This is a genomic window from Paenibacillus sp. FSL H7-0357 (assembly GCF_000758525.1).
Taxonomy (GTDB): Bacteria; Bacillota; Bacilli; order Paenibacillales; family Paenibacillaceae; genus Paenibacillus_AQ.
Genome location: NZ_CP009241.1, coordinates 3,894,666 through 3,914,674 on the forward strand (window position 1 = coordinate 3,894,666; position 20,009 = coordinate 3,914,674).

Genomic DNA, 20,009 nt, shown 5'->3' on the forward strand with positions numbered 1-20,009 from the left:
AGAAAAAAGTTCTCTCATTTTTCGGGGGTGGTTGAAATCACTACTATAAAAGACGTAGCTCTCCTAGCGGGTGTATCGCCCGCGACTGTTTCCAGAGTGATTACCCAAAAGGGCAATATCGCTAGCGAGACCAGGGCTAAGGTTTTCTCTGCTATGGAGCAAATAAATTATGTGCCGGTACAATCTCAATTACAGAATAAATCCGGAACGATAGGCTTCTCGATTGCAAGAGATCCTAAGGACATGCTCGAGAATCTATTTTTTAGCGATGTGTTGTGCGGAATTTCGAATGCGGCGAAAAAGTTAGATTATAACGTACAGTTCTCGCTTTACTATAATGTTGAAGAACAAATCGAGAAGTCGATTCAATTGTTTAAGAAGAACCAGGTAAAGGGATTTATCTTTACAAGCGTGAGGTCTTCGGATAAGGATTTATTGTTAAATAGTATGCAGGAGAACAATATTCCTTTTGTCATGATCGGGAGCAGTCTGAACCACAATGTATTTTCCGTACACAACGACAATATCCGTGACAGTTATATGGCGACCCGATACTTGCTTGATAAAGGATACCGCAATATTTTGTTTCTGACGGCGAACGTGAAGCAGGATTTCACTTACGATCGTATTCACGGCTATCAGAGAGCTATTGAAGAGAGTGTGGAAGAGGCTTCTACGAACATCGTTTACTCCAGTAACGAAGAGGCAGACATAACGAATGCGCTGGACAAAGTTCTCGGAGAAGGGACCAGCTTCGATGCGATCCTGACGATGGAACCTATTGTGTCTCTAATCGCGACGAAATATTGTCAACGCAAGCAGATGAGAGTGCCGGAAGACGTCGGTATGCTTACCTTCAATGATGCAGCCTATTTGGATAAAGTGTCGCCATCAATTACCGGCTTGAACCTCAATCCATCAGTGCTTGGAGCCGAAGCATTCCAGCTCGTATATGAGTTGATATATACTAATTCGCCAGCCTTAGTACACAAGAGTGTAACAATTCCCTCGGAAATTATCGAACGGGAGTCCACGAATCGTATTGTTGTTTAGATCGCTGTTCTATCACTACAAAAAATGAAGCACCTTGCTTGCAGAATTTTTATATTCTGTGAGCAGGGTGCTTCTTTAGTTCAAATATAAGAATTTATATGCTTCACGCTATAAATTATCCTTCTATTTCTCGCTGAAACGGATACCGTCCTTTTGAGGACGGCGAAGCCGTTTCCACTTGGCCCGGCTTGAAAGTATGGCAAGACTCCGGGTTTTTTTGCCGTTACCGGAATCCACGTTATTCTGAATGGCAGCACCCAGTCTCTTTATATCCTTCCAGCACTTTTAGATGCTCCCGCCCCCAGCCGCACATGTTGTCCAAAAGGGTGCTCAGCGTTTTACCGTGAGCGGAGAGGCTGTATTCAACCTTTGCGGGGATACTGGGGAACACTTTCCGTTCTATTAACATGGCCTCTTCCAGCTCCCGGAGCTGTTTGGACAGGGTCCCTTGCGAGACATCCGGAATGAGGCGCCGCAGTTCACCGAAGCGCTTCGTGCCGTCGATTAATAAAATGAATAAAATCAGCGGCTTCCATTTCCCCTCGATCGCTTCGAGTGTTGCCAGCACCCCGTCCAGTCTGGGCTCTTGCAGATTCACAGATCATTTCCTCCTTCACCTTCTTGTAGATGTACTTTTATCATACTGGAATATATTTTTTTGTGCATCCTTCGCAGTCCGCACACCACCTGAAGGTACGAAAATTCGTACCAGGTACGAATAAAGTGCGTACTGGACGACGACACTCTTTCATTCCATAATGAACAAAAATGTACAGAACCACGGAGGAGAAACAGATATGGACTATTGGAATTTAGCAGATAAGAAAGTGGTTATTATTGGAGGAAGCTCAGGTATCGGTTTAGCTACGGCTGTGGCTGCCGCCAAGCTAGGGGCGCAGGTTATCATCGCAGGACGGTCGCAGGACAAGCTGCTTCAGGCGGCGGAGCATGTGAAACAGCAGGCAGGAAGCGTTATGGAGTTCCATGTGCTGGATAACCGGAATGAAAGTCAGCTGGAGCAGTTTTTTGCGCAAATCGGAACGTTTGACCACTTGTTTACGCCTGGCGCTGCTTATGTTCGCGGTCCGCTCACGGCAGACCGCGATGTTGCGGTCAGCTGTTTTGAAGGCAAGTTCTGGCCGCAGTACTTTGCTGCTAAATATGCTGCCCCTTATTTGTCAGCTACGGGCTCAATAGTGCTGATGTCCGGAGCATTCAGTCAGCGGCCGCTGGATGGAGGGGCTTCTTACGCCGCGTGCAACGGTGCGATCGAGAGCTTAGGCAAAGCGCTGGCAGTGGAGTTAGCCCCCGCTCGTGTTAATGTGGTCTCACCCGGCACGATCTGGAGAGAGGGACAGGAGGGCAGTGCACGGGGAGAACATTTTAAAGAATACGAGAAGCTGTCGCTTCTGGGACGTGTGGGCTATGATGAGGAGGTTGCGCATACGGTACTATACCTGATGACGAATCCCTTCACAACAGGCAGCACCTTGTTCCCGGATGGAGGTTATCTTTTGCAGTAGCATCTGCTTCGTTTACATGTTGGGACGTCAACAAAGCCAATGGCGGTTTCAATCCTAAGATTACCTTCGAGTAAAAATAAATAAACAAAACACCCGTGAGTATTGGCGGGTGTTTTGCTTTTTTATAACTCTTTTTCACCAGAACACGCTGCTGAAACGGTCATACATATTAATGCTTTGTATCGGTAGCATCATACATAGTGATATAGACTAAGTGATTTCTAATGTGATTCTAAGAGTGCTCTAATTTATTGAAATTATACTATGAGATGTAAGAAGACATCGAATTCAAGGAGGAAGAAAATGAATAAGAAGTGGCTTTTATCTGTTGGTTTAGTTAGTGCGGTGACACTTGGAAGTGGAGCTTTACTGCACTCAGCCTTTGCAGCATCCAATGTTCCGGTCAAAACAACTGCCCAGGCAACTGGACAAGCTGTATCGGATGGAGATGGAGAAACTGCTGATGATCAAGTCAATTCAACCCTAAATTCTACCCAGGAGCAATCGGACGGAGACGGAGAAGTTGCGGATGATCAAGAGCAATCAGACGGTGACGGAGAAGTTGCAGATGCTAAGGAAGAAGCTGATTTATTGAAGCAGGCTAAAATCTCAAAACAGCAAAGCATTACCCTTGCGCAAGGTCAGGTGAAGGGAACCGTAAAACAGGTAGAGCTTGAAGACGAAGATGGTGCTGTGGTTTACAGTGTTGAAATTATCAGCGATTCGAAGTTGGAAACTGAAGTGAAGGTGGACGCAATAACCGGCAAAATCATTAAAGTTGAGAAAGCCGATGCTTCAGATACGGACAACAACCAACAGGAGCAAGATACAGAAACTGCTGATGAATAATAAATGAAAGAGGACAGGATACTACTCCAATACGGGGGGTTCCTGTCCTTTTTTCGGCTTGAAAATGGTTAAAAGGGGAAATGTCATTGGTACATTCAATACTGATTGTTGAAGATGAAGTGAAAATTTCACGCCTTCTGGAGTTGGAGCTGACCTATGAGGGCTACCATGTAGAAATTGCCGAAAACGGCAGGGACGGATTGGAGAAAGCGCTCGCTCAAGGCTGGAATCTAATCATTTTGGATATCATGCTTCCGGAACTTAATGGTGTGGAAGTCTTAAGAAGATTAAGAAAAGTAGATGCCTATACTCCAGTGATTCTGGTAACTGCCCGAAATAGCACGTCCGAAAAAGTAGCAGGTTTAGATCAGGGGGCAAATGATTACATTACCAAACCGTTTGAGATTGAAGAACTGCTGGCCAGAATTAGAGCAAATATCAGGCTTGGCGGCGAAAAGTCCAATTCTCCACAAGAACCGTCAATTATTCAAATCAATAATCTGATCATTAACAAACATACCAGAGATGTGATCCGTGAAGGCCAAAAGATTGAGCTTACCCCTAAAGAGTTCGATTTATTGGTTTTTCTGACAGAGAATAAAAACCAAGTACTGAACCGGGAGCAAATTATTAATCACGTTTGGGGTTATGATTTTGTTGGAGATACGAATGTTGTTGATGTTTATATCCTATATGTTAGAAAAAAGATCGATTCCGGTTTCAAGAATAAGTTAATCAAAACAATTCGCGGCATCGGATACTGCATCAAGGAGGAAGACGGTTGAAGCTAGGAACTAAAATCACCTTGTTGACCTCTCTTTTGCTTATTGGCATATTATTGTGCGTTGATATTGCAGTATATTTGTTATTCATTAAAAATGCCGGCCAAAATGCGGGTGAAATGCTCTTAAGTAAATGGGAGCCAATTATTGCGCAAGCAGAATTCTTGAGCAAAGAAGCTCAGGAGACTTTACTTTATAATTCATTAACAGAAGATACCCTCATTCGAATTTCCGTCCCTGGCTCTAATATCGTGCGTAATATCTCGAATGATGCTGATTTTGATTTGAATGAGATTCCGTTTAGCTATAGCAAAACTAAAAGTACTAAACTTTTACATCATGACGGGAGAAGAATACTTATCGTCTATATTCCTGTGATGAACGCGAGCGGGACCTTAGACCGTTTTGAAATTGCTGAGAAATTAGATGATTTGGAGACCAACATTCAAATTCTTGTGACAATACTGACGTTCACCACTTTCGGAGCAGCCTTAGTCTGTATGTTGGGTGGAAGCATTCTCTCCCGTACAATCGTTAAGCCTATTGCAAGCAGTATAAGAACGATGAGGGAGATTGAAAGCAGTCTCACTTATAAGAAGATTCCTTTTAAAAGAAAGGGAACTGATGAAATCTATGAAATGACGGAGACTTTCAATCGAATGATCGAAAGACTGGAGGAGAGCTTTTGGAATCAGCAGCAATTTGTCTCCGATGCCTCTCATGAACTCAATACGACTCTAATGATCATAGAGGGCTATTCGAACATGCTTAGACGCTGGGGAGCCCAGGATAAAAAAGTGCAGGAAGAAGCCGTGAAGTCCATCTACGAGGAAACTAAACGGATGAGGGTAATGACTCAGCAGCTGCTAAATTTGGCTTCATCCCAGCAAGGGGGACAATTTACGTTGAGTTCGGTGGATTTAATCCAAACCTGTAAACAGGTGATTGCTCACTTCGGTCAATTAAGCTCCAGAAAAATCGTAGTTCATACAAGGGAGAAGCAATTAGCGATACAAGCGGATCACAGCAAAATTAAACAGCTAATGATTATTTTGCTCGATAACGCCTTGAAATACAGCACGGCCGCTATAGAACTGCATTTAACCAGCCAACACGACTGTGTTCAATTTATCGTTAAAGATTATGGAATCGGAATTCCTCCAGAGGAGGTAAAACATGTGTTTGAACGTTTTTACCGTATCGACAGCTCTCGCCACAGGAAGACAGGAGGGACTGGACTTGGACTGCCTATTGCAAAAGCAATTGTGAAGGAGCATCAAGGATCGATCCGAATTGAGAGCAGTGAAGGTAAGGGAACAGAAGTAATTGTTGAGCTGCCGACAATACCTCGCTCATCCGTAGTGCTTGATTATCAGGTTTAAATTTATCTTTGAAAGAAGGATCTGCTCTTTTGATGCCAAATCAGCTGCCGTAGCTGGAAAAGCAATACATTCGGTAAACAGCAAGCCGCCTCTGATTATTCAGAGGCGGCTTGCTTAATTGATTAATATATTAATTTACGGCTTTCTCACCATCTTGTCCCGTTTGATCAGGAAAAGGATTAACGGATGGTGCGGGAACTGAAGCAGCGGGGGATATTGTTTCTGGGCTGCTGTTTACAGAGTTCACTGTTACTTGTCCGTTTGTAGGCAATACCCGGCGTGCTGTTGTGTAATGAGAATTCCACCAGCCTGTATTCAGCGGAGTGATCGTCACTCCCCCTTTTCCAAACGTGTGGAGAATCTTTCCATCGCCCATATAAATGGCTACATGATGTATAGGAGAATAGAAGAATACAAGGTCTCCAGGTTGCAGCTGATCCCTAGTTACGAACGTTCCGACATTGGACTGTTGACTGGATGAGCGGGGAATAGATACTCCATTTTGTTTAAATACAAACTGAGTAAATGAGGAGCAATCGAAAGCATCAGTTTTACCGGACTGCGCCCCGAATTTATAAGGGACTCCTTGGTATTTCAGACCAGTTGAAATAACTTTATCCCCAACAGTTGCAGCTGTTGCTGCATAAGCCGTGCTGGTGCTGTCTATAAATCCAGTTCCTGCAGACAACAAGGCTATACCTAGAGTGACACCAATACCCAAATTGCGAAACCGTCTTTTACTGTGAGTTGTATTCATATGTTACCTCCCGTTGTTGTAATCTGGGTGATCACCTGAATACACTGTAGCACGTTAAATATTTACATAAATTGTTAAGGGTTGAAATTTTGTTCTCTCCTTGAGGGATTACCGCCTTTTATTAGAGTACGATTAGAATTTTCACATCTGTTTCTTATTGACAGGTCGCCCGGGAATGGGCACAAGCGCTTGTCCTCCGAAGTAAGAAGGACAAAACCTGTCCTATCGTAAAGATTAAACATTCTACAAGAGATGAGAAAGCGCTGATAACCGGAACAATAAATATCCCAGCTCCGACTTCAGTCCCAGGTCAGCCGCGATCAAGAATATAAAGCGGCGTCCCGCTCCCGCATAACAGCACTTCTTTCTTATCTAGTTACATGATACATGTCAGACTTTATTGGTATAAGTTTGGTATAGCAACTTCCGGGTTCGTGTCTGCTTCATAGTTGATATCAGCATTCTCAAAGCCAAACAACTGGAAGAACTCTCTGCGGTAGCCTTGCAGGTCGGTAAGTTCATTCATATTCTCTGTGGACAAAAGGTTCCAGATGCGGGTTACCTCAGCTTGAACGGCAGGCGACATTTCGCAGTCATCAATACGAATGCGTCCTTCCTCATCCAGCGGAACTTCTCCACTTGTATAGAGACGATCTGCAAACAGTCGGTACGTCTGTTCAATACAGCCTTCGTGCAGTTCTAGTTCCTTCATCACTTTGTATAGGACTGAGATGTATAAAGGAACAACCGGCAAGGCGGAACTCGATTGGGTCACCAGCCCTTTACTAACCACGACGAATGCGCGACCGCCATGAACCTTCATCTGCGCGTTAAGCTCTCTGGCGGTGGCTTCCAGATGATCCTTAGCCCGGCCGATGGTTCCGGAGCGGTAGACCGCATCCGTAAGCTCCGGCCCGATATAGGAGTAAGCTATCGTTGTCGCATCGTCTGCCAGCACATCTGCTTCCCGGAGAGCATTAATCTACAGCAGCCAATCTTCACCGCCCATCACTTTGACCGTGCCGCGGATTTCCTCTTCTGTGGCAGGCTCAATAGATATGGTGCTTACTTCACCGGTATGGAAGTCTACCGTTTTATTAGTGTAGGTGCGCCCGATAGGCTTCAGCGCAGATTGATACACCTCACCTGTCTGCGGATCACTCCGTCGTCCTGTAGAAACACTGTAGACCACAAGATCGACCTGTCCCAGCTTCTGGCGGATCAGCTCAATCGTTCGCTCTTTGGTTTCTTGCGAGAAAGCATCACCGGCGACACTGTAGGACTGCAGGCCTGCTTCTTCGGCAAGCCGTTCAAACGCCGCTGAATTATACCAGCCAGCGGATGCTGTCCGTTTTCCGTTTGGACTGCTCTGCCGGTACACGCCCACTGTGCTTGCGCCCGCACCGAAAGCAGATGTAATACGGGAAGCAAGACCATATCCGGTTGAGGCTCCAATTACCAGAACATTACGGGGGCCCTGGATCTTCGGCCGTTTTGTTATCGCTTGTATTTGCTGCTGAACTTGGCTGGCGCATCCCTCTGGATGTGCAGTTGTGCATATGAAGCCGCGTGTTCTTGGTTTGATTATCATGGTCTATGCTCCTCACTTTATGTATATTGACGTGACAGGAAACACTTGTTTGTATTCAATACTTCTCATATGTTTATTACTGTAAAATCGACAAAAATACAATATACTCCCTTTTTATTACAAATGCACAAAAGGAAGCTATTCCTAAATTTTGAATGGTTTAAAAAAAGGGGGAGGGTTATGGCTTTTTGGAATACAGGACCAATTGAAAATAACGCATGAAGTCCTCCGTAGTGAACAATCTGATTCGTCCGAGACAAAATAAATCATTGAGTGAAAGATGAAGGATAGTTGAATCAAACAAGGAGTAGTTTGCCACGGCAGAGCCGCTACCTTGTTTTCATTAAGCTCAAATTAGGTAAGAGGCTGGTGCAACAATCAGAGCAGGATTAATCTCCCATGAGTGCTTCCAGATAGGAGTGACAATCTGTGATGCACCGTGATCGTTGGAGTCAGACTAACGGATGGGCTCGTAGGCACCATAGCTTATCCACCTTCTTCTTCCAGCCATAGTAGCAGTATAACAGATACATATATTTTCATCATCTGTGGTGCGTCGTTTGCGCTGCATGTATGGCTAACGGGAAACGATAGTTGAAAAAAACCAAACCAACTCGGCAGTTCAGTCCAAAAGGAAAGGCTGCTTTTGATTGAACTACTATGAAAATTCATTGCACCAAAGTGTGGAAAAAGGCAGCACTAAAGAAGACGCAGCTCGTTCGTTTTTTAAAAGGGGAGAGCGCCAGAATAGCTTTTTATTGCAGCTTTATACAGATTAAGTGCCTTCTGGTTTAGTGATGGTAATGGAGTAGCCTAGTCCTTCAAGTCTGCGTAAAGCATGTCGCACAATGGACTGTTCCCTTTGCTTATCAAAGTAGTCTTCCCCTAGATCAACATACATTTCTTTACGAGTTAGAAGGTAATAGGAGATTCTCAACATGGCATGGGCGACTACTATTCCTGCTCGTTTCCTTCCTTTCCGTGCAGCTGTACGCCTATAAAGTGCACCGAGGTAGTTCTTTTAACCTTTTACGGAGCAGCTTCCGTTAAGCCTGATCTCAAATATTTATTGCCCTTTTTGGTTTTAGCCGATTTCCTTTTGCCCGCACTTTCGTTATGGCCAGGAACAAGTCCTGCGCAGGAACACATATGAGCTGCGCTTGAAAACTGGTTTTTAATATCAGTACCGATTTCAGCCAGGATTTGTTCGGCCATTCGTGTTGATATGCCTGGAATTGAGTCTAATCGTTCGATATCTTCTTGGTAAGGATTTACTCGCCGTGCAACTTCTTGATCCAGCATATCAATTTGTTGAGTTAGAAAGTCGATGTGAGTTAGAATGGTTTTTATCATTAGGCGTTGATGGGGGCTTGCGTATCCTTGGAGGGCAAGTTCAAGTTCGTCTTTTTTTCGTTTTAGTGTTCGAAGGGCCATGTTGGCCAGTTGCTCAGGATCATCTATACCTTCAGCAATCGCATAAAGCATGTATCTAGAGGAAACTCCCATAATATCTGAGACAACGGAACCAAGCTTAATATTGCTCTCTCTAATACTTTTTGGATTCGATTATGCGGTCTGGCACGTTCTTCGATGATACTCCGACGATAACGAACAAGCTCTCTTAACTCACATTGATTACGGTCTGGAATGAAACTGGCTTTGATCAGGCCGTGGCGAAGGAGTTGGCAAATCCATTCTGCATCTTTAACATCGGTTTTGCGTCCAGGTACAGCTTTCATATGCTGGGCATTAAGCAGTAATATTGTCTTTATGGACATCCATACCGCACGCCCGTTCAATAATTACATCCACGCCATTCAACCTTTCTACGGCATCATGATTGGAGATTGGTGCAACAACCAGAATAGGATTAATCTACTATGAGTGCTTCCCAGCGGGAGCAACATTCAGTGGTGCACCGAGGTCGTTGGAGTCAGAATAACGGATGGGCTCTAATCGCACCATAGTTCATCGACCTTCCTCTCCCAGCCGTACTTCCAGTATAAAATACCGAGCTGAAATTTTCATTCTCTGTGGTGCAGCGCTGATTTTGCGCTGCATGGTTGGCTAACGGGCAGCATTGTGGCACCGTTCAGTATGAAAGTGTTTGACTAATTTGAATATCAATCTATAATTATGAAAGAAAATTGGACTTGGACAGGACACAGACAGATTGTCCTGATTTGTGCCCTCCTGAATGGATTGAAATGCCGACATGCTTCAAAATGGCCGAGGGCTATGAGGAAAACGATAATCGGTATAGCTGTATGTATATTCACAGCAAGCTTCCATAAGTAGGAGCTTGTTGTTTCATTTTTAGAAGGAGAACAGGTCAAAATGACACTAAAAAAAAGAATCTTTTTATTGTTCTTTCTCAGTGCGTTTATCCCCTTTATCAGCATATTTGCAATTTCTTACTATACCATTGACTCCATTTTCGCAAATAAGATCGATGATGGCATCCGTAGCAATTTACAGCAGGTGACATCCTCATTGGAGAATTCAATCACCAATCTGAATCACGTTACGCAGCAATTGTCTTACAGTGGCACTGTAGGCAAAAGGATGGATGAATTTTTGAATCCGTCCTCCGATATCTTCGAATTGATCGAGGCCAGGGACGAATTAAAGAGCGAGTTAAGCGTTGTCACGTTTACCAATCCAAATATCGGTTTGACCTTATATTACTTCCAGAAAGAAGGCACTACGCAGTTCGGTAACTTTCCGATCAAGGATCATTTTTCTCCTGAGTCTTTGCCTGTGCTCTTCCAAACCTATGGAATTAAGTACTATGGTCCCCATATCAGCATGAATCGATTCGATGACAAACTCGTTCTGTCTGCTATGCGAAGAGTACAACTTCCCAAAAGGGACGATGCGTACATTTACGTAGAATCCGGCTTTCGTCTTACAGAGGATATCTTGGGTTACAATCAATACAACGGCGCTTTATCTCATTTGATCCTGGATGGAGAAGGCAACATTGTGTACAGTGAAATACCGGAAGCCATGAAGGTCGGGGAGAATTTCTCCAGCTTAACAGTCGACCCTGTGAAGGACGGAATATCCCGCGGGTACCACTGGTTTAAAGAGGATTCCTCACAGAAATGGAGTATCGTATCGGTCATTTCACAGGCTCAATATCAACAGGAGAAAAACCAGTGGCTGCTTCAAATATTGCTGGTCGCTTTATTTTTCCTTGGCTTTACCGTATTTCTTGCTTGGCTTCTGTGGAAGATGGTCTACAAACCACTCGGACTCTTCCATTCCGAAATCAATGGGATGTCCAAGAATCCACAATCGACAGGGAGCCGAGCTCGAACTCAGATTCCCGAATTTGATTTTCTGCTGGGTGAATTTACCAATATGCAGCATCAAATCGGTGACCTCTTCAAGGAAGTGCAGCAGAAAGAGAAGATTCGTGCAGACCTGGAAGTGGAAAAACTGCTCTATCAGATCAACCCGCACTTTCTGATGAATACGCTGGATACGGTGCACTGGCTGGCCGTCATGAACGGACAAGGGGAGATCGACAAGCTGGTGCAGTCCTTGAACAAGCTGTTGTATTACAATTTGGGCAAATTAGGGCAAGTATCCACGATGGAAGAGGAAATTGATGCGTTAAGGCAGTATCTGATTTTGCAGCAAATTCGATATGACTTTGAATTTGACGTCCGCATTACTGCAGATGAACAAGTGCTTCAAATTCCTGTGCCTCGCTTTATTTTGCAACCGCTGGTTGAAAATTCGCTATATCATGGGTTGAGTGACGAAGGTTTTATTCAAATTGAAGTTACACGCACTGAAACGTTGAACATTATGATACAAGATAATGGTGCAGGCATGACCGAGGAAGCCATTCATAAACTGCTGAACAATCGTGTAGCTGAACAACAAAAAGTAGGGATGGGTATAGGACTCAATTACGTTCACCGTATGTTGAAGGCACAGTACGGGGATCAAGCACAACTGGTGATCGAGAGTGAAGTGGGAACGGGGACAAGCATACTGCTCATATTGCCTATTAAAGGAGAAGATATCCCGGCATGATTAAGGTATTGATTGTGGATGACGATAAGCTCGTACGCAAAGGCATTAGCTCTGCGATGCCATGGAACGAGTTCAACATGGAAGTTGTAGGAGAAGCAAGTAACGGGGCGAAAGCACTGGATTTTCTGAAATCCCAACCGGTCGATCTAATGTTGACGGATCTTGCCATGCCGGTAATGTCAGGGATTGAACTGATGCATGCTGCGAGGCAGCTCTATCCGGAACTTCATATCGTTGTGTTAACACTGCATCAGGATTTCGATTATATCCAGGAAGCGCTCAGGCTGGGAGCCATCGACTATATAGCCAAAGTCCAGCTGGAGAAAGAGCAATTCGAACATGTTCTGCATCGGATACATACCCGAATTAACGGGTTGACGAACACGAAAATAAAGATGCCTTCACAGAATGCAATTAATGTCCATTATCGAAATGTGTATGCACTTGTTTCACTGGATCGCAAATCAGAACATACGTGGACAATGGAGCTAACTGCGCATGAAGAAGAGATAAGGTGGGAGGTTGAGCGGAATAGCTGGATGTGGGCAGTACCCCAGTACGAAGAGGATCAGCTTTTTCATCAATTAAAGGAATCCCTGAATCAGGTCCCCCAAAGTACGTTGTTGGTTTTGTCTGATGTACAAGAGCGAACGTGGTCGCAAATCAAAAACTGGATTATGAATTATACAGAGACGTCATTATTCTATGCGTACAACCCCAGTGACCAAGTCATTCCCGTTTCGATGAAAGAGGGAGACATATTTTCAAAAGAACCGCAGGATGAGGACATTGACCGGATTAAGCAAAGTTGGTTCCAAACACTATGGACCCATCATGACAGTTACTACAACCAACTTATTGACCAGTTCAAATTATTACGATTACATAAAGGTCAGTTGATGGGATTGCTGTACTCGATCGTTATGGAGTGGAACCACCTTTTTGCCCAAACTACGCTTGGAAGAATCTCCATGATCCATTCTTTCGAGTCCTGGTTCGAGGTCGAAGAGTGGATCAAGCAGACTGCTGCAGGCATTCGAAAGACCGATGAACAGACTTCATATTCACCGGAAATCATCGATGCCGTGAAAAAAGCGGTGATGATCGTGCAACATGATTTGGAGCAGGCATATACAGCTTCAGGTCTCTCCCAACAACTCAACATCAGCCGAAGCTATTTCAGTCAATGTTTCAAAGATCTGATGGGGAAAACCTTTAATGAGTACTCCCGGTTCATCCGGGTAGAGAAGTCCAAAGAGTATTTGCTCAATACGAACAACACGATTTTCTGGATTGCGGAGCGAGTGGGTTATACGGATGAAAAATATTTCAGCCGGATTTTCCGTGAACTGACAGGTCTTCTGCCAAGCGAGTATCGGCAGCTAGGCAGAGGAAATAAATAGCGGATATCTTCCCAATGACCGAACATCCATTTAATGAGAAAAGTGACCGTATTCCATGATCGTTGTAGGCTGTCATGTAAATGATACGAAAGACATTTTATCGATTTTTGATAAATGAAGGCCGACAGCTTCCTGTTTTAGGAGCTGCTGGCCTTTGTTTTTGATCAAGAATAAGGATAGATAGACGAATGTAGGTCAGTAGGTAGGGTATATGCTCACAAGCTAACCAATGTATTATATTACCGACTGAAAACTGTAACCATTTCTCTATCCAAACGGACGTGCAATCCCTATCTCGATTGGTCTTCAATCCATTTTATAATGAAAGCGTAAACATAATTGATAATCAGTATAAAGGGGAATCGAACTAGATGAGAACAAAATGGTCCATGAAAAGCAAACGGTTGACGAAGCGTCTGGCCGTGCTGTCCATGTCTGCCTTGATGGTTGCAACCCTCGCGGCATGTGGAGACTCTTCCAATCCTCCTACCGCAGAGGAAGCAGGCAAATATGAGGTAACGCCGGGAGATCCGTTCAGTGCCTATAAAGACGAAATCACCGTAACCATGGGACGGGTGACCACAGCCAACCCGAAACTGCCGGCTGGAGATACCTATGAGAACAACGCGTATACTCGGCTGGTCAAAGACACGTTTAACGCTCAGATTACAGATCAATTTGAAGCCAATGGTGAAGATTATAGCCGTCAAGTTTCGCTCGCCATCGCCTCCGGGGAATTGCCTGACATGATGCGCGTCGATTCCAAAGATGAACTGAAAGAACTGGTGGATAATGATCTGATTGAGGATCTGACAGCCATTTATGATCAATATGCTACGGATAACATCAAGCAGATGTACGATTCCTATGATGGCCGTGCATTAGACAATGCGACGATCGATGGACGTTTGATGGGCCTTCCGGCGACTTCCCTGGATTCCGCACCAACGATGGTTTGGGTCCGTCAAGATTGGCTGGATCTGCTGGGAATTCAACTTGATGCAGACGGAGACGGGACCATCTCGCTGGATGAAGTGGAGAAAACAGCGCTGGAATTCCTGAAAAGAGATCCTGGCCAATCCGGGAACCCGGTAGGTATTCCATTTGTGAACACGCTGAATACAACAGATTATAATGGCTCTGCTTATACCATGCTGGGAGTTGCCTCAACCGAGGGAGCGTTCCCGCAATATTGGATGGATGGTGAAGAGGGCAAAATCGTGTATGGTTCCACGACAGAAGAAACCAAGCAAATGCTGGGCATCATGGCGGATTGGTTCAAGAATGGCATCATTGACCCGCAATTTGGGACCCGCACGTTTGATGACATTACTGCACTCTACACCAATGGCCAAAGCGGTATCGCTTTTGGACCGTGGCATATCCCTGACTGGGGACTGATCAGCGTGAAGCAGATGGATAAAAATGCAAAATTCTCGGCGTATACGTTGGAGGATGCAGACGGCAATGTCAACGTGGCACATGCCAATCCATCCAATCAGTTTATCGTGGTGAAAAAAGGATATGAACACCCTGAGCTGGCCGTTAAGATTGTAAACCTGTTCTACGATAAACTGGCTAATGATAAAGATGCCGCAGCAACCATGCCGGAAGCTGCCAAGTATCAAGAGACCGGGGTAGACGGTTCTACGAGACCTTTTAATATCGAAGTCAACTCGGCTACATCGCTGCTGGATGATTACTCTGACGTCGTTCGTGGGATTAAAGGAGAGATTGGCCTGGATGAGGTTCGTACAACCGAATCGAAGAACAATATCGGAAGCATCAAAACCTATTTAAGCGACATGGATACGGATGACGCGACTGCTTGGTCGAAATATCATTCGCGGATCAACGGAGTTGGACTGATCGACAAACTGACACAGGAAAACAAATTCGTCTGGATGACACCTACTTTCTCTGGAACTACATCAAGCATGAAACAGACGTGGGCCAATCTGACGAAGTTGGAGCAGGAATCGTTTATCAAAATCGTGACCGGTTCAGAACCGCTCGATTACTTTGATACATTCGTCAGCAATTGGAAGAAACAAGGTGGTGATCAAATCATTCAGGAAATTGAAGACGAGGTCGCATCAAAACAATAAACATCATGAACAGTGGCAGGGCTGCGATACGCAGCCTTTCTTCAAGAAAGGGGTTCATCCATGAAACAGGAGAATTTGAAAGCAAGGGGCCGGCTTGGCGCAGGTGCCATGTACCATATGATGATGCTGCCAGGCATTTTGTTTTTGCTTATATTCAGCTATGTTCCAATGGTCGGCATCATTACGGCTTTTCAGGACTATATACCCGCCAAGGGCATGTTCGGCTCCGAATTTGTAGGGCTGAAGCATTTTATTTATATGTTTAAGCTGCCGGATATCGCGCAGGTCGTCAGCAATACGTTGGTGATTGCTATTGGCAAGATTCTGCTCGGAACGATGATGGCCATCATTTTTTCCGTTTTGTTAAATGAAATTCGTATTAAATACGTAAAAAAATCCGTGCAGACTATTGTTTATCTGCCGCACTTTCTATCTTGGGTTGTACTGGCATCCGTCGTTGTCAACATGTTCAGTTTGGACGGAATTGTGAATCAAATGTTGGCGTTCTTTGGCCTGGAAAATATTAATTTCCTTGGCAGCAACACCTGGTTCCAGCCACTGATTATCGGAACAGACGTGTGGAAGGAGTTTGGTTACAGTTCCATCGTCTATTTGGCTGCTATTACGTCGATTGATCCCGGTCTGTATGAAGCGGCAGGAATGGATGGAGCCAGTTGGTGGAGAAAAGTATGGCATATTACGTTGCCGGGCATGCTCCCTATTATTCTGCTCATGGGTGTAATGAGCCTGACCAATATTTTGAGCGCCGGTTTCGATCAAATCTATAATCTGTATAACCCGGTTGTCTATGAGTCGGGCGATATTCTGGATACCTATGTCTACCGGATCGGTCTCGTTGGGCGACAGTATAGCTTCGGTACGGCTGTTGGCTTGTTCAAGTCCGTGATCGGCATTGTTTTACTCTTGTCTGCCAACCAGTTGGCCAAAAAATATACGGACCGAAAAATATTCTAAGGAGGCAAAACCTGTGTCCTATTCTGCAAACTTAAAAGATCGAATTGGCCGGTTTGTCATCTATGCCATCGTCATCATGCTAGCATTGGCCTGCCTTCTTCCGTTATGGAATATCGTTGCCATTTCATTCAGTAGCAGCGAGGCGGTATCAGCGAATGCTGTAGGTCTCGTTCCGGTCAATTTTACAACTGCAGCGTATACCAAAATTATTGATGATCCACAGTTCTGGCGTTCCTTTGGCATATCTGTTCTACGTGTCGCGCTTACCCTTGTGCTTAACATGACTCTGATTATTTTGATGGCTTATCCGTTATCCAAATCGAAAAGGGATTTTAAAGGCAGAAACATTTATATGAATATTATGATTTTTGCCATGTTGTTCAGTGGAGGCATGATTCCGAGTTACCTGCTGATCAAAAACCTGGATATGTTGAATACGATTTGGGCACTTGTTCTGCCAGGCGCTGTCCCGATATTCAGTGTCATCCTCGTGATGAACTTCTTCTCCGCTGTACCTAAAGCGCTTGAAGAAGCAGCGTTCATCGATGGGGCGAATCCGCTCCAGGTCTTGTTCAAAGTCTATGTTCCTGTGTCCATTCCTGCGCTGGCAACAGTCGCTCTATTCAGTATCGTGGGTACATGGAATGACTTCTTCAGCGGTTTGATCTATATGACCAAAGTCAGCAATTATCCGCTAATGACCTATATTCAGTCCCTTAACGTGAATATTGCCGATTTGCTTCAAGCCGGCACGAATTCCAGTGAGCTCAGCAACCTGACTGAAATTTCGAAAAAGAACCTGAATGCGGCCAAAATCGTAGTCGCTGTCATCCCGCTATTGCTGATTTATCCGCTGCTGCAAAAATACTTTGTGACTGGCATTGTCGTAGGATCCGTCAAAGAATAACTAGATGCTGTGAGTTGATGAAAATAAACCACGTTTCGTGTGAAAGAGAGGTTGAATGGAACATGAAAAATAAAAAATGGTGGAAAGAAACCGTTGTATATCAAATATATCCACGGAGCTTTCAAGATAGTAACGGAGATGGAATCGGCGACTTGGAGGGCATTGTGTCCCGATTGGATTATTTGCAGGAACTCGGCATCGGTGCGATTTGGTTATCACCCGTTTGCAAGTCCCCTCAAGATGATTATGGGTATGATATTTCAGATTATCAGGATATCGATCCGATGTTTGGGTCTTTGGAAGATATGGAAACGTTAATTCATGAAGCCGGGAAACGAGACATTCGGATCATTATGGATTTGGTGTTGAACCATACATCGGATGAACACCCTTGGTTTCAAGAAGCCAAAAAAAGCAAAGGGAGCAAAAGATCCTGTTCACAATCATGCGAACGTCCTGCTTGAATGGCTTATTTCCCGATAAAAAAGTACAGGCCGCCCCCGGGATCGACTAAGATCCGGGAAGCGGCCTATGTGTTTAGGTATTACTAGTTGTTGTCCAATTGCAGGGCTGGGCCGAAAAACTCATAGTGAATTTGTTCTTCTTTCATTCCGAGCGCATGCAGTTCACGAATCATCGCTTCCATAAAAGGTACCGGACCGCAAACATAGGCATCCCCTGTAATATCTACATATGACTTTAGGACTTCGCCTGTAATTACTCCATCCGGACCACCGGAATAGAAGGTTTTGGTCTTAACATTGCTCATAGCAGATGCATGTTTCTCGACATCTTTACGGAAAGCGGCCAGTGCTTCATTCCGCGCAGAATGCAGGAATACAGTCGGCCGGTCCGGCGTTGCTGCCGCAACGGTTTCGAACATGCTTATCATCGGCGTGATGCCCACACCGCCAGAGATAAAGGCCACAGGCGTTGTTTTGGTGGCATCCAGCAAAAACTCACCCGCCGGGGCGCTTACTTCGACGGAATCTCCTTCTGCAACCTGCTCATGAAGATAAAGCGAGACGACGCCATTCGGATCATTATCGGCTTCACGTTTCACGGAAATGCGGAATTCATCCGCTTTTGGCGCTTGCGAAAGGCTGTACTGACGGATCATGGTGTACTTCTCGCCAGGTATTAAGACACGTACAGAGATATACTGTCCTGGCTTATAATCCGGTACATTGGAACCGTCTGCCGGTTTAAGATAGAACGATGTAATGTTGGTGCTTTCTTGTACTTTGCGCGCAACAGTGAACGGTTTGAAGAAATTCCAGCCATTTTCCTGTTCACGCGCTTCTTTATACATGCTGTCTTCAACGCCGATAAAGGCACCTGCGATGACGCCGTAGGCTTCTTCCCATGCTTTGAGAATTTCATCGGTGGCGGCATCACCCAGCACTTCCTTGATGGCTTTCAGTAAAAATTCGCCGACGATCGGGTAATGCTCCGGTTTAATGCCAAGACTGACATGCTTGTGTGCAATCTGGACAACCGCAGGCAGGATATTCTCAAGGTTGTCAATGTGGACGGCTGCTGCGTACACCGCATTGGCAAGTGCAGCCTGCTGGCGGCCTTGCGCCTGGTTGGCATGGTTAAATACATTAAGAAGTTCTGGATGGGCTTCGAACAAATTCCGGTAAAACACTGATGTAATGGTTGTGCCATGTTCGGCTAATACGGGTGCTGTGGATTTGACAATATCCCGGGTTTCCTGTGATAAAATAACGATCAGCTCCTCTCAATTGTTCCAAATTTAATATATACTCATTTTAAGTTAAAAGATATATTTAAAATACCACTTTAACAAAATGGACAATATATATGATATTATTTGTAATAAATATCACTTACTATACCAACAATTGGAGGGAAATATGAGACTTACTTTGTATACAGATTTTTCTTTGCGAATCCTCCTCTATCTTGGATCAAAGCAGCGAAATGAGCTTTCAACCATACAAGACATATCGAACGCTTATCATATCTCCAAAAATCATTTGATGAAGGTCTCACACGAATTAGGAAAGGCGGGATATATTGAAACTGTAAGAGGGCGGGGGGGAGGTATACGGCTTGCCCGGACACCTGAAGAGATAAACATTGGGGAGGTCGTACGCCGGATGGAAGACGACTTCTATCTTGTCGAGTGCTTCAATCCTTCAGGCGGCAGTTGTCCGATCTCCCCGGTTTGTGGACTTAAAGGAGCACTTGCCAGAGCACTTCAAGCCTATCTGCAGGTGCTAAATGAATATACGCTGCAGGATTTATTAATCAACAAAGATGACCTGCGTGCTATTCTTCAACAGCAGGAGAAGGTCACGCCTCCGCTAACAACAGCCGTTCTTCATCCCGGCTATGAATGGAGTTCACAACCAACAGGGCATGGAACTGATGAATCACCTCAGGAATGAGTCCGTCTTCCTCCGCATCGGCGTGGCTAATGATTCGCGTCTCCCAATACTCAATCAAATGATCGGCCGCTTGGCGCGCCACCTCGATTTCTTTTGCTTCCAGAAGCTCTTCCACTTCTTCAGTTTTAGCTATAGCACCGGACAGCCCGCCCTGATGAATGGCATGATGGGCGTGCAACTGGCGCAATGAAGGACCTGTCATGTGGCTCATC

General features: G+C 44.9%; 15 protein-coding genes and 4 pseudogenes. 12 read left to right on the forward strand and 7 right to left on the reverse strand.

The window, feature by feature from the left end; genetic code table 11:
- The first annotated feature begins 27 nt into the window (after positions 1 to 27).
- Positions 28 to 1,053 carry a LacI family DNA-binding transcriptional regulator gene (locus tag H70357_RS16965; RefSeq protein ID WP_081965829.1) on the forward strand — a complete coding sequence of 342 codons (1,026 nt, stop codon included), beginning with the start codon at positions 28 to 30 and terminating at the stop codon, positions 1,051 to 1,053.
- Between the two features lie 238 nt (positions 1,054 to 1,291).
- Here H70357_RS16965 and H70357_RS16970 read toward each other — a convergent pair whose 3' ends face one another.
- On the reverse strand, positions 1,292 to 1,651 hold the full coding sequence (locus H70357_RS16970; RefSeq protein WP_052092079.1) for a winged helix-turn-helix transcriptional regulator: 360 nt from the start codon (positions 1,649 to 1,651) through the stop codon (positions 1,292 to 1,294).
- Between the two features lie 199 nt (positions 1,652 to 1,850).
- On the opposite strand from H70357_RS16970, the gene H70357_RS16975 reads away from it, so the two are divergent.
- From H70357_RS16975 to H70357_RS16990, 4 genes are all read left to right on the forward strand, one after another.
- Positions 1,851 to 2,576, forward strand: a complete 726-nt coding sequence (locus H70357_RS16975; protein WP_038591826.1) for an SDR family oxidoreductase — start codon at positions 1,851 to 1,853, stop codon at positions 2,574 to 2,576.
- Positions 2,577 to 2,879: 303 nt separating this feature from the next.
- The gene (locus tag H70357_RS34390; protein ID WP_052092080.1) at positions 2,880 to 3,425 is read left to right on the forward strand and encodes a PepSY domain-containing protein; all 546 of its coding nucleotides are present in this window, start codon (positions 2,880 to 2,882) and stop codon (positions 3,423 to 3,425) included.
- 80 nt (positions 3,426 to 3,505) lie between these two features.
- Positions 3,506 to 4,210: a response regulator transcription factor gene (locus H70357_RS16985; RefSeq protein ID WP_038591828.1), complete on the forward strand. Its 705-nt coding sequence runs from the start codon at positions 3,506 to 3,508 to the stop codon at positions 4,208 to 4,210.
- A complete protein-coding gene (locus H70357_RS16990) occupies positions 4,207 to 5,589 on the forward strand; it encodes a sensor histidine kinase (protein ID WP_038591831.1) in 1,383 nt (460 codons plus the stop codon). Before H70357_RS16985 ends, H70357_RS16990 begins: the two co-directional genes overlap by 4 nt.
- 268 nt (positions 5,590 to 5,857) lie before the next feature.
- On the opposite strand, the pseudogene H70357_RS16995 reads toward H70357_RS16990, so the two are convergent.
- The 4 genes and pseudogenes from H70357_RS16995 to H70357_RS36655 all read right to left on the reverse strand — a co-directional run.
- A pseudogene (locus H70357_RS16995) lies at positions 5,858 to 6,346 on the reverse strand (C40 family peptidase); the annotation flags it as partial.
- A gap of 397 nt (positions 6,347 to 6,743) precedes the next feature.
- Positions 6,744 to 7,937, reverse strand: a pseudogene (gene fabV / locus H70357_RS17000) (enoyl-ACP reductase FabV).
- A gap of 1,029 nt (positions 7,938 to 8,966) precedes the next feature.
- Positions 8,967 to 9,422 (reverse strand): transposase, encoded by a 456-nt coding sequence (locus H70357_RS36650; RefSeq protein ID WP_231578269.1) that lies wholly within the window; start codon positions 9,420 to 9,422, stop codon positions 8,967 to 8,969.
- Positions 9,395 to 9,715 carry an IS110 family transposase gene (locus H70357_RS36655; RefSeq protein ID WP_331281771.1) on the reverse strand — a complete coding sequence of 107 codons (321 nt, stop codon included), beginning with the start codon at positions 9,713 to 9,715 and terminating at the stop codon, positions 9,395 to 9,397. Before H70357_RS36655 ends, H70357_RS36650 begins: the two co-directional genes overlap by 28 nt.
- A gap of 559 nt (positions 9,716 to 10,274) precedes the next feature.
- Here H70357_RS36655 and H70357_RS17010 point away from each other — a divergent pair.
- The 6 genes and pseudogenes from H70357_RS17010 to H70357_RS17035 all read left to right on the forward strand — a co-directional run.
- Positions 10,275 to 11,987, forward strand: a complete 1,713-nt coding sequence (locus H70357_RS17010; RefSeq protein ID WP_038591834.1) for a sensor histidine kinase — start codon at positions 10,275 to 10,277, stop codon at positions 11,985 to 11,987.
- Positions 11,984 to 13,390, forward strand: a complete 1,407-nt coding sequence (locus H70357_RS17015; RefSeq protein WP_038591837.1) for a response regulator transcription factor — start codon at positions 11,984 to 11,986, stop codon at positions 13,388 to 13,390. Before H70357_RS17010 ends, H70357_RS17015 begins: the two co-directional genes overlap by 4 nt.
- A gap of 371 nt (positions 13,391 to 13,761) precedes the next feature.
- Entirely contained in the window at positions 13,762 to 15,498 is a 1,737-nt protein-coding gene (locus tag H70357_RS17020) for a type 2 periplasmic-binding domain-containing protein (RefSeq protein WP_038591840.1), read from the forward strand.
- Between the two features lie 60 nt (positions 15,499 to 15,558).
- Positions 15,559 to 16,473, forward strand: a complete 915-nt coding sequence (locus H70357_RS17025) for an ABC transporter permease (protein WP_052092081.1) — start codon at positions 15,559 to 15,561, stop codon at positions 16,471 to 16,473.
- A 13-nt stretch (positions 16,474 to 16,486) separates the two neighbouring features.
- Positions 16,487 to 17,380, forward strand: coding sequence for a carbohydrate ABC transporter permease (locus H70357_RS17030; protein ID WP_038591843.1), 894 nt, complete (start codon positions 16,487 to 16,489; stop codon positions 17,378 to 17,380).
- Positions 17,381 to 17,442: 62 nt separating this feature from the next.
- Positions 17,443 to 17,799 (forward strand): annotated as a pseudogene (locus H70357_RS17035) (alpha-amylase family glycosyl hydrolase); the annotation flags it as partial.
- Between the two features lie 128 nt (positions 17,800 to 17,927).
- Here the strand turns inward: H70357_RS17035 and hmpA are convergent.
- Positions 17,928 to 19,109 carry an NO-inducible flavohemoprotein gene (hmpA, locus tag H70357_RS17040; RefSeq protein ID WP_038591849.1) on the reverse strand — a complete coding sequence of 394 codons (1,182 nt, stop codon included), beginning with the start codon at positions 19,107 to 19,109 and terminating at the stop codon, positions 17,928 to 17,930.
- A gap of 151 nt (positions 19,110 to 19,260) precedes the next feature.
- On the opposite strand from hmpA, the pseudogene H70357_RS35330 reads away from it, so the two are divergent.
- A pseudogene (locus H70357_RS35330) lies at positions 19,261 to 19,686 on the forward strand (RrF2 family transcriptional regulator); the annotation flags it as partial.
- A 16-nt stretch (positions 19,687 to 19,702) separates the two neighbouring features.
- On the opposite strand, the gene H70357_RS17045 reads toward H70357_RS35330, so the two are convergent.
- The gene (locus H70357_RS17045; RefSeq protein ID WP_038591852.1) at positions 19,703 to 19,999 is read right to left on the reverse strand and encodes a hypothetical protein; all 297 of its coding nucleotides are present in this window, start codon (positions 19,997 to 19,999) and stop codon (positions 19,703 to 19,705) included.
- Positions 20,000 to 20,009: the final 10 nt, after the last annotated feature.

Excerpts from the sequence above, each read along its gene's own strand:
- H70357_RS36650 (WP_231578269.1), bottom strand. The coding sequence starts at position 9,422 with ATGCTTTATGCGATTGCTGAAGGTATAGATGATCCTGAGCAACTGGCC.
- H70357_RS17010 (WP_038591834.1), top strand. The coding sequence starts at position 10,275 with ATGACACTAAAAAAAAGAATCTTTTTATTGTTCTTTCTCAGTGCGTTT.
- H70357_RS36655 (WP_331281771.1), bottom strand. The coding sequence starts at position 9,715 with ATGTCCATAAAGACAATATTACTGCTTAATGCCCAGCATATGAAAGCT.
- H70357_RS16975 (WP_038591826.1), top strand. The coding sequence starts at position 1,851 with ATGGACTATTGGAATTTAGCAGATAAGAAAGTGGTTATTATTGGAGGA.
- H70357_RS17045 (WP_038591852.1), bottom strand. The coding sequence starts at position 19,999 with ATGACAGGTCCTTCATTGCGCCAGTTGCACGCCCATCATGCCATTCAT.
- H70357_RS34390 (WP_052092080.1), top strand. The coding sequence starts at position 2,880 with ATGAATAAGAAGTGGCTTTTATCTGTTGGTTTAGTTAGTGCGGTGACA.
- H70357_RS17025 (WP_052092081.1), top strand. The coding sequence starts at position 15,559 with ATGAAACAGGAGAATTTGAAAGCAAGGGGCCGGCTTGGCGCAGGTGCC.
- H70357_RS17015 (WP_038591837.1), top strand. The coding sequence starts at position 11,984 with ATGATTAAGGTATTGATTGTGGATGACGATAAGCTCGTACGCAAAGGC.
- H70357_RS17020 (WP_038591840.1), top strand. The coding sequence starts at position 13,762 with ATGAGAACAAAATGGTCCATGAAAAGCAAACGGTTGACGAAGCGTCTG.
- H70357_RS16985 (WP_038591828.1), top strand. The coding sequence starts at position 3,506 with ATGTCATTGGTACATTCAATACTGATTGTTGAAGATGAAGTGAAAATT.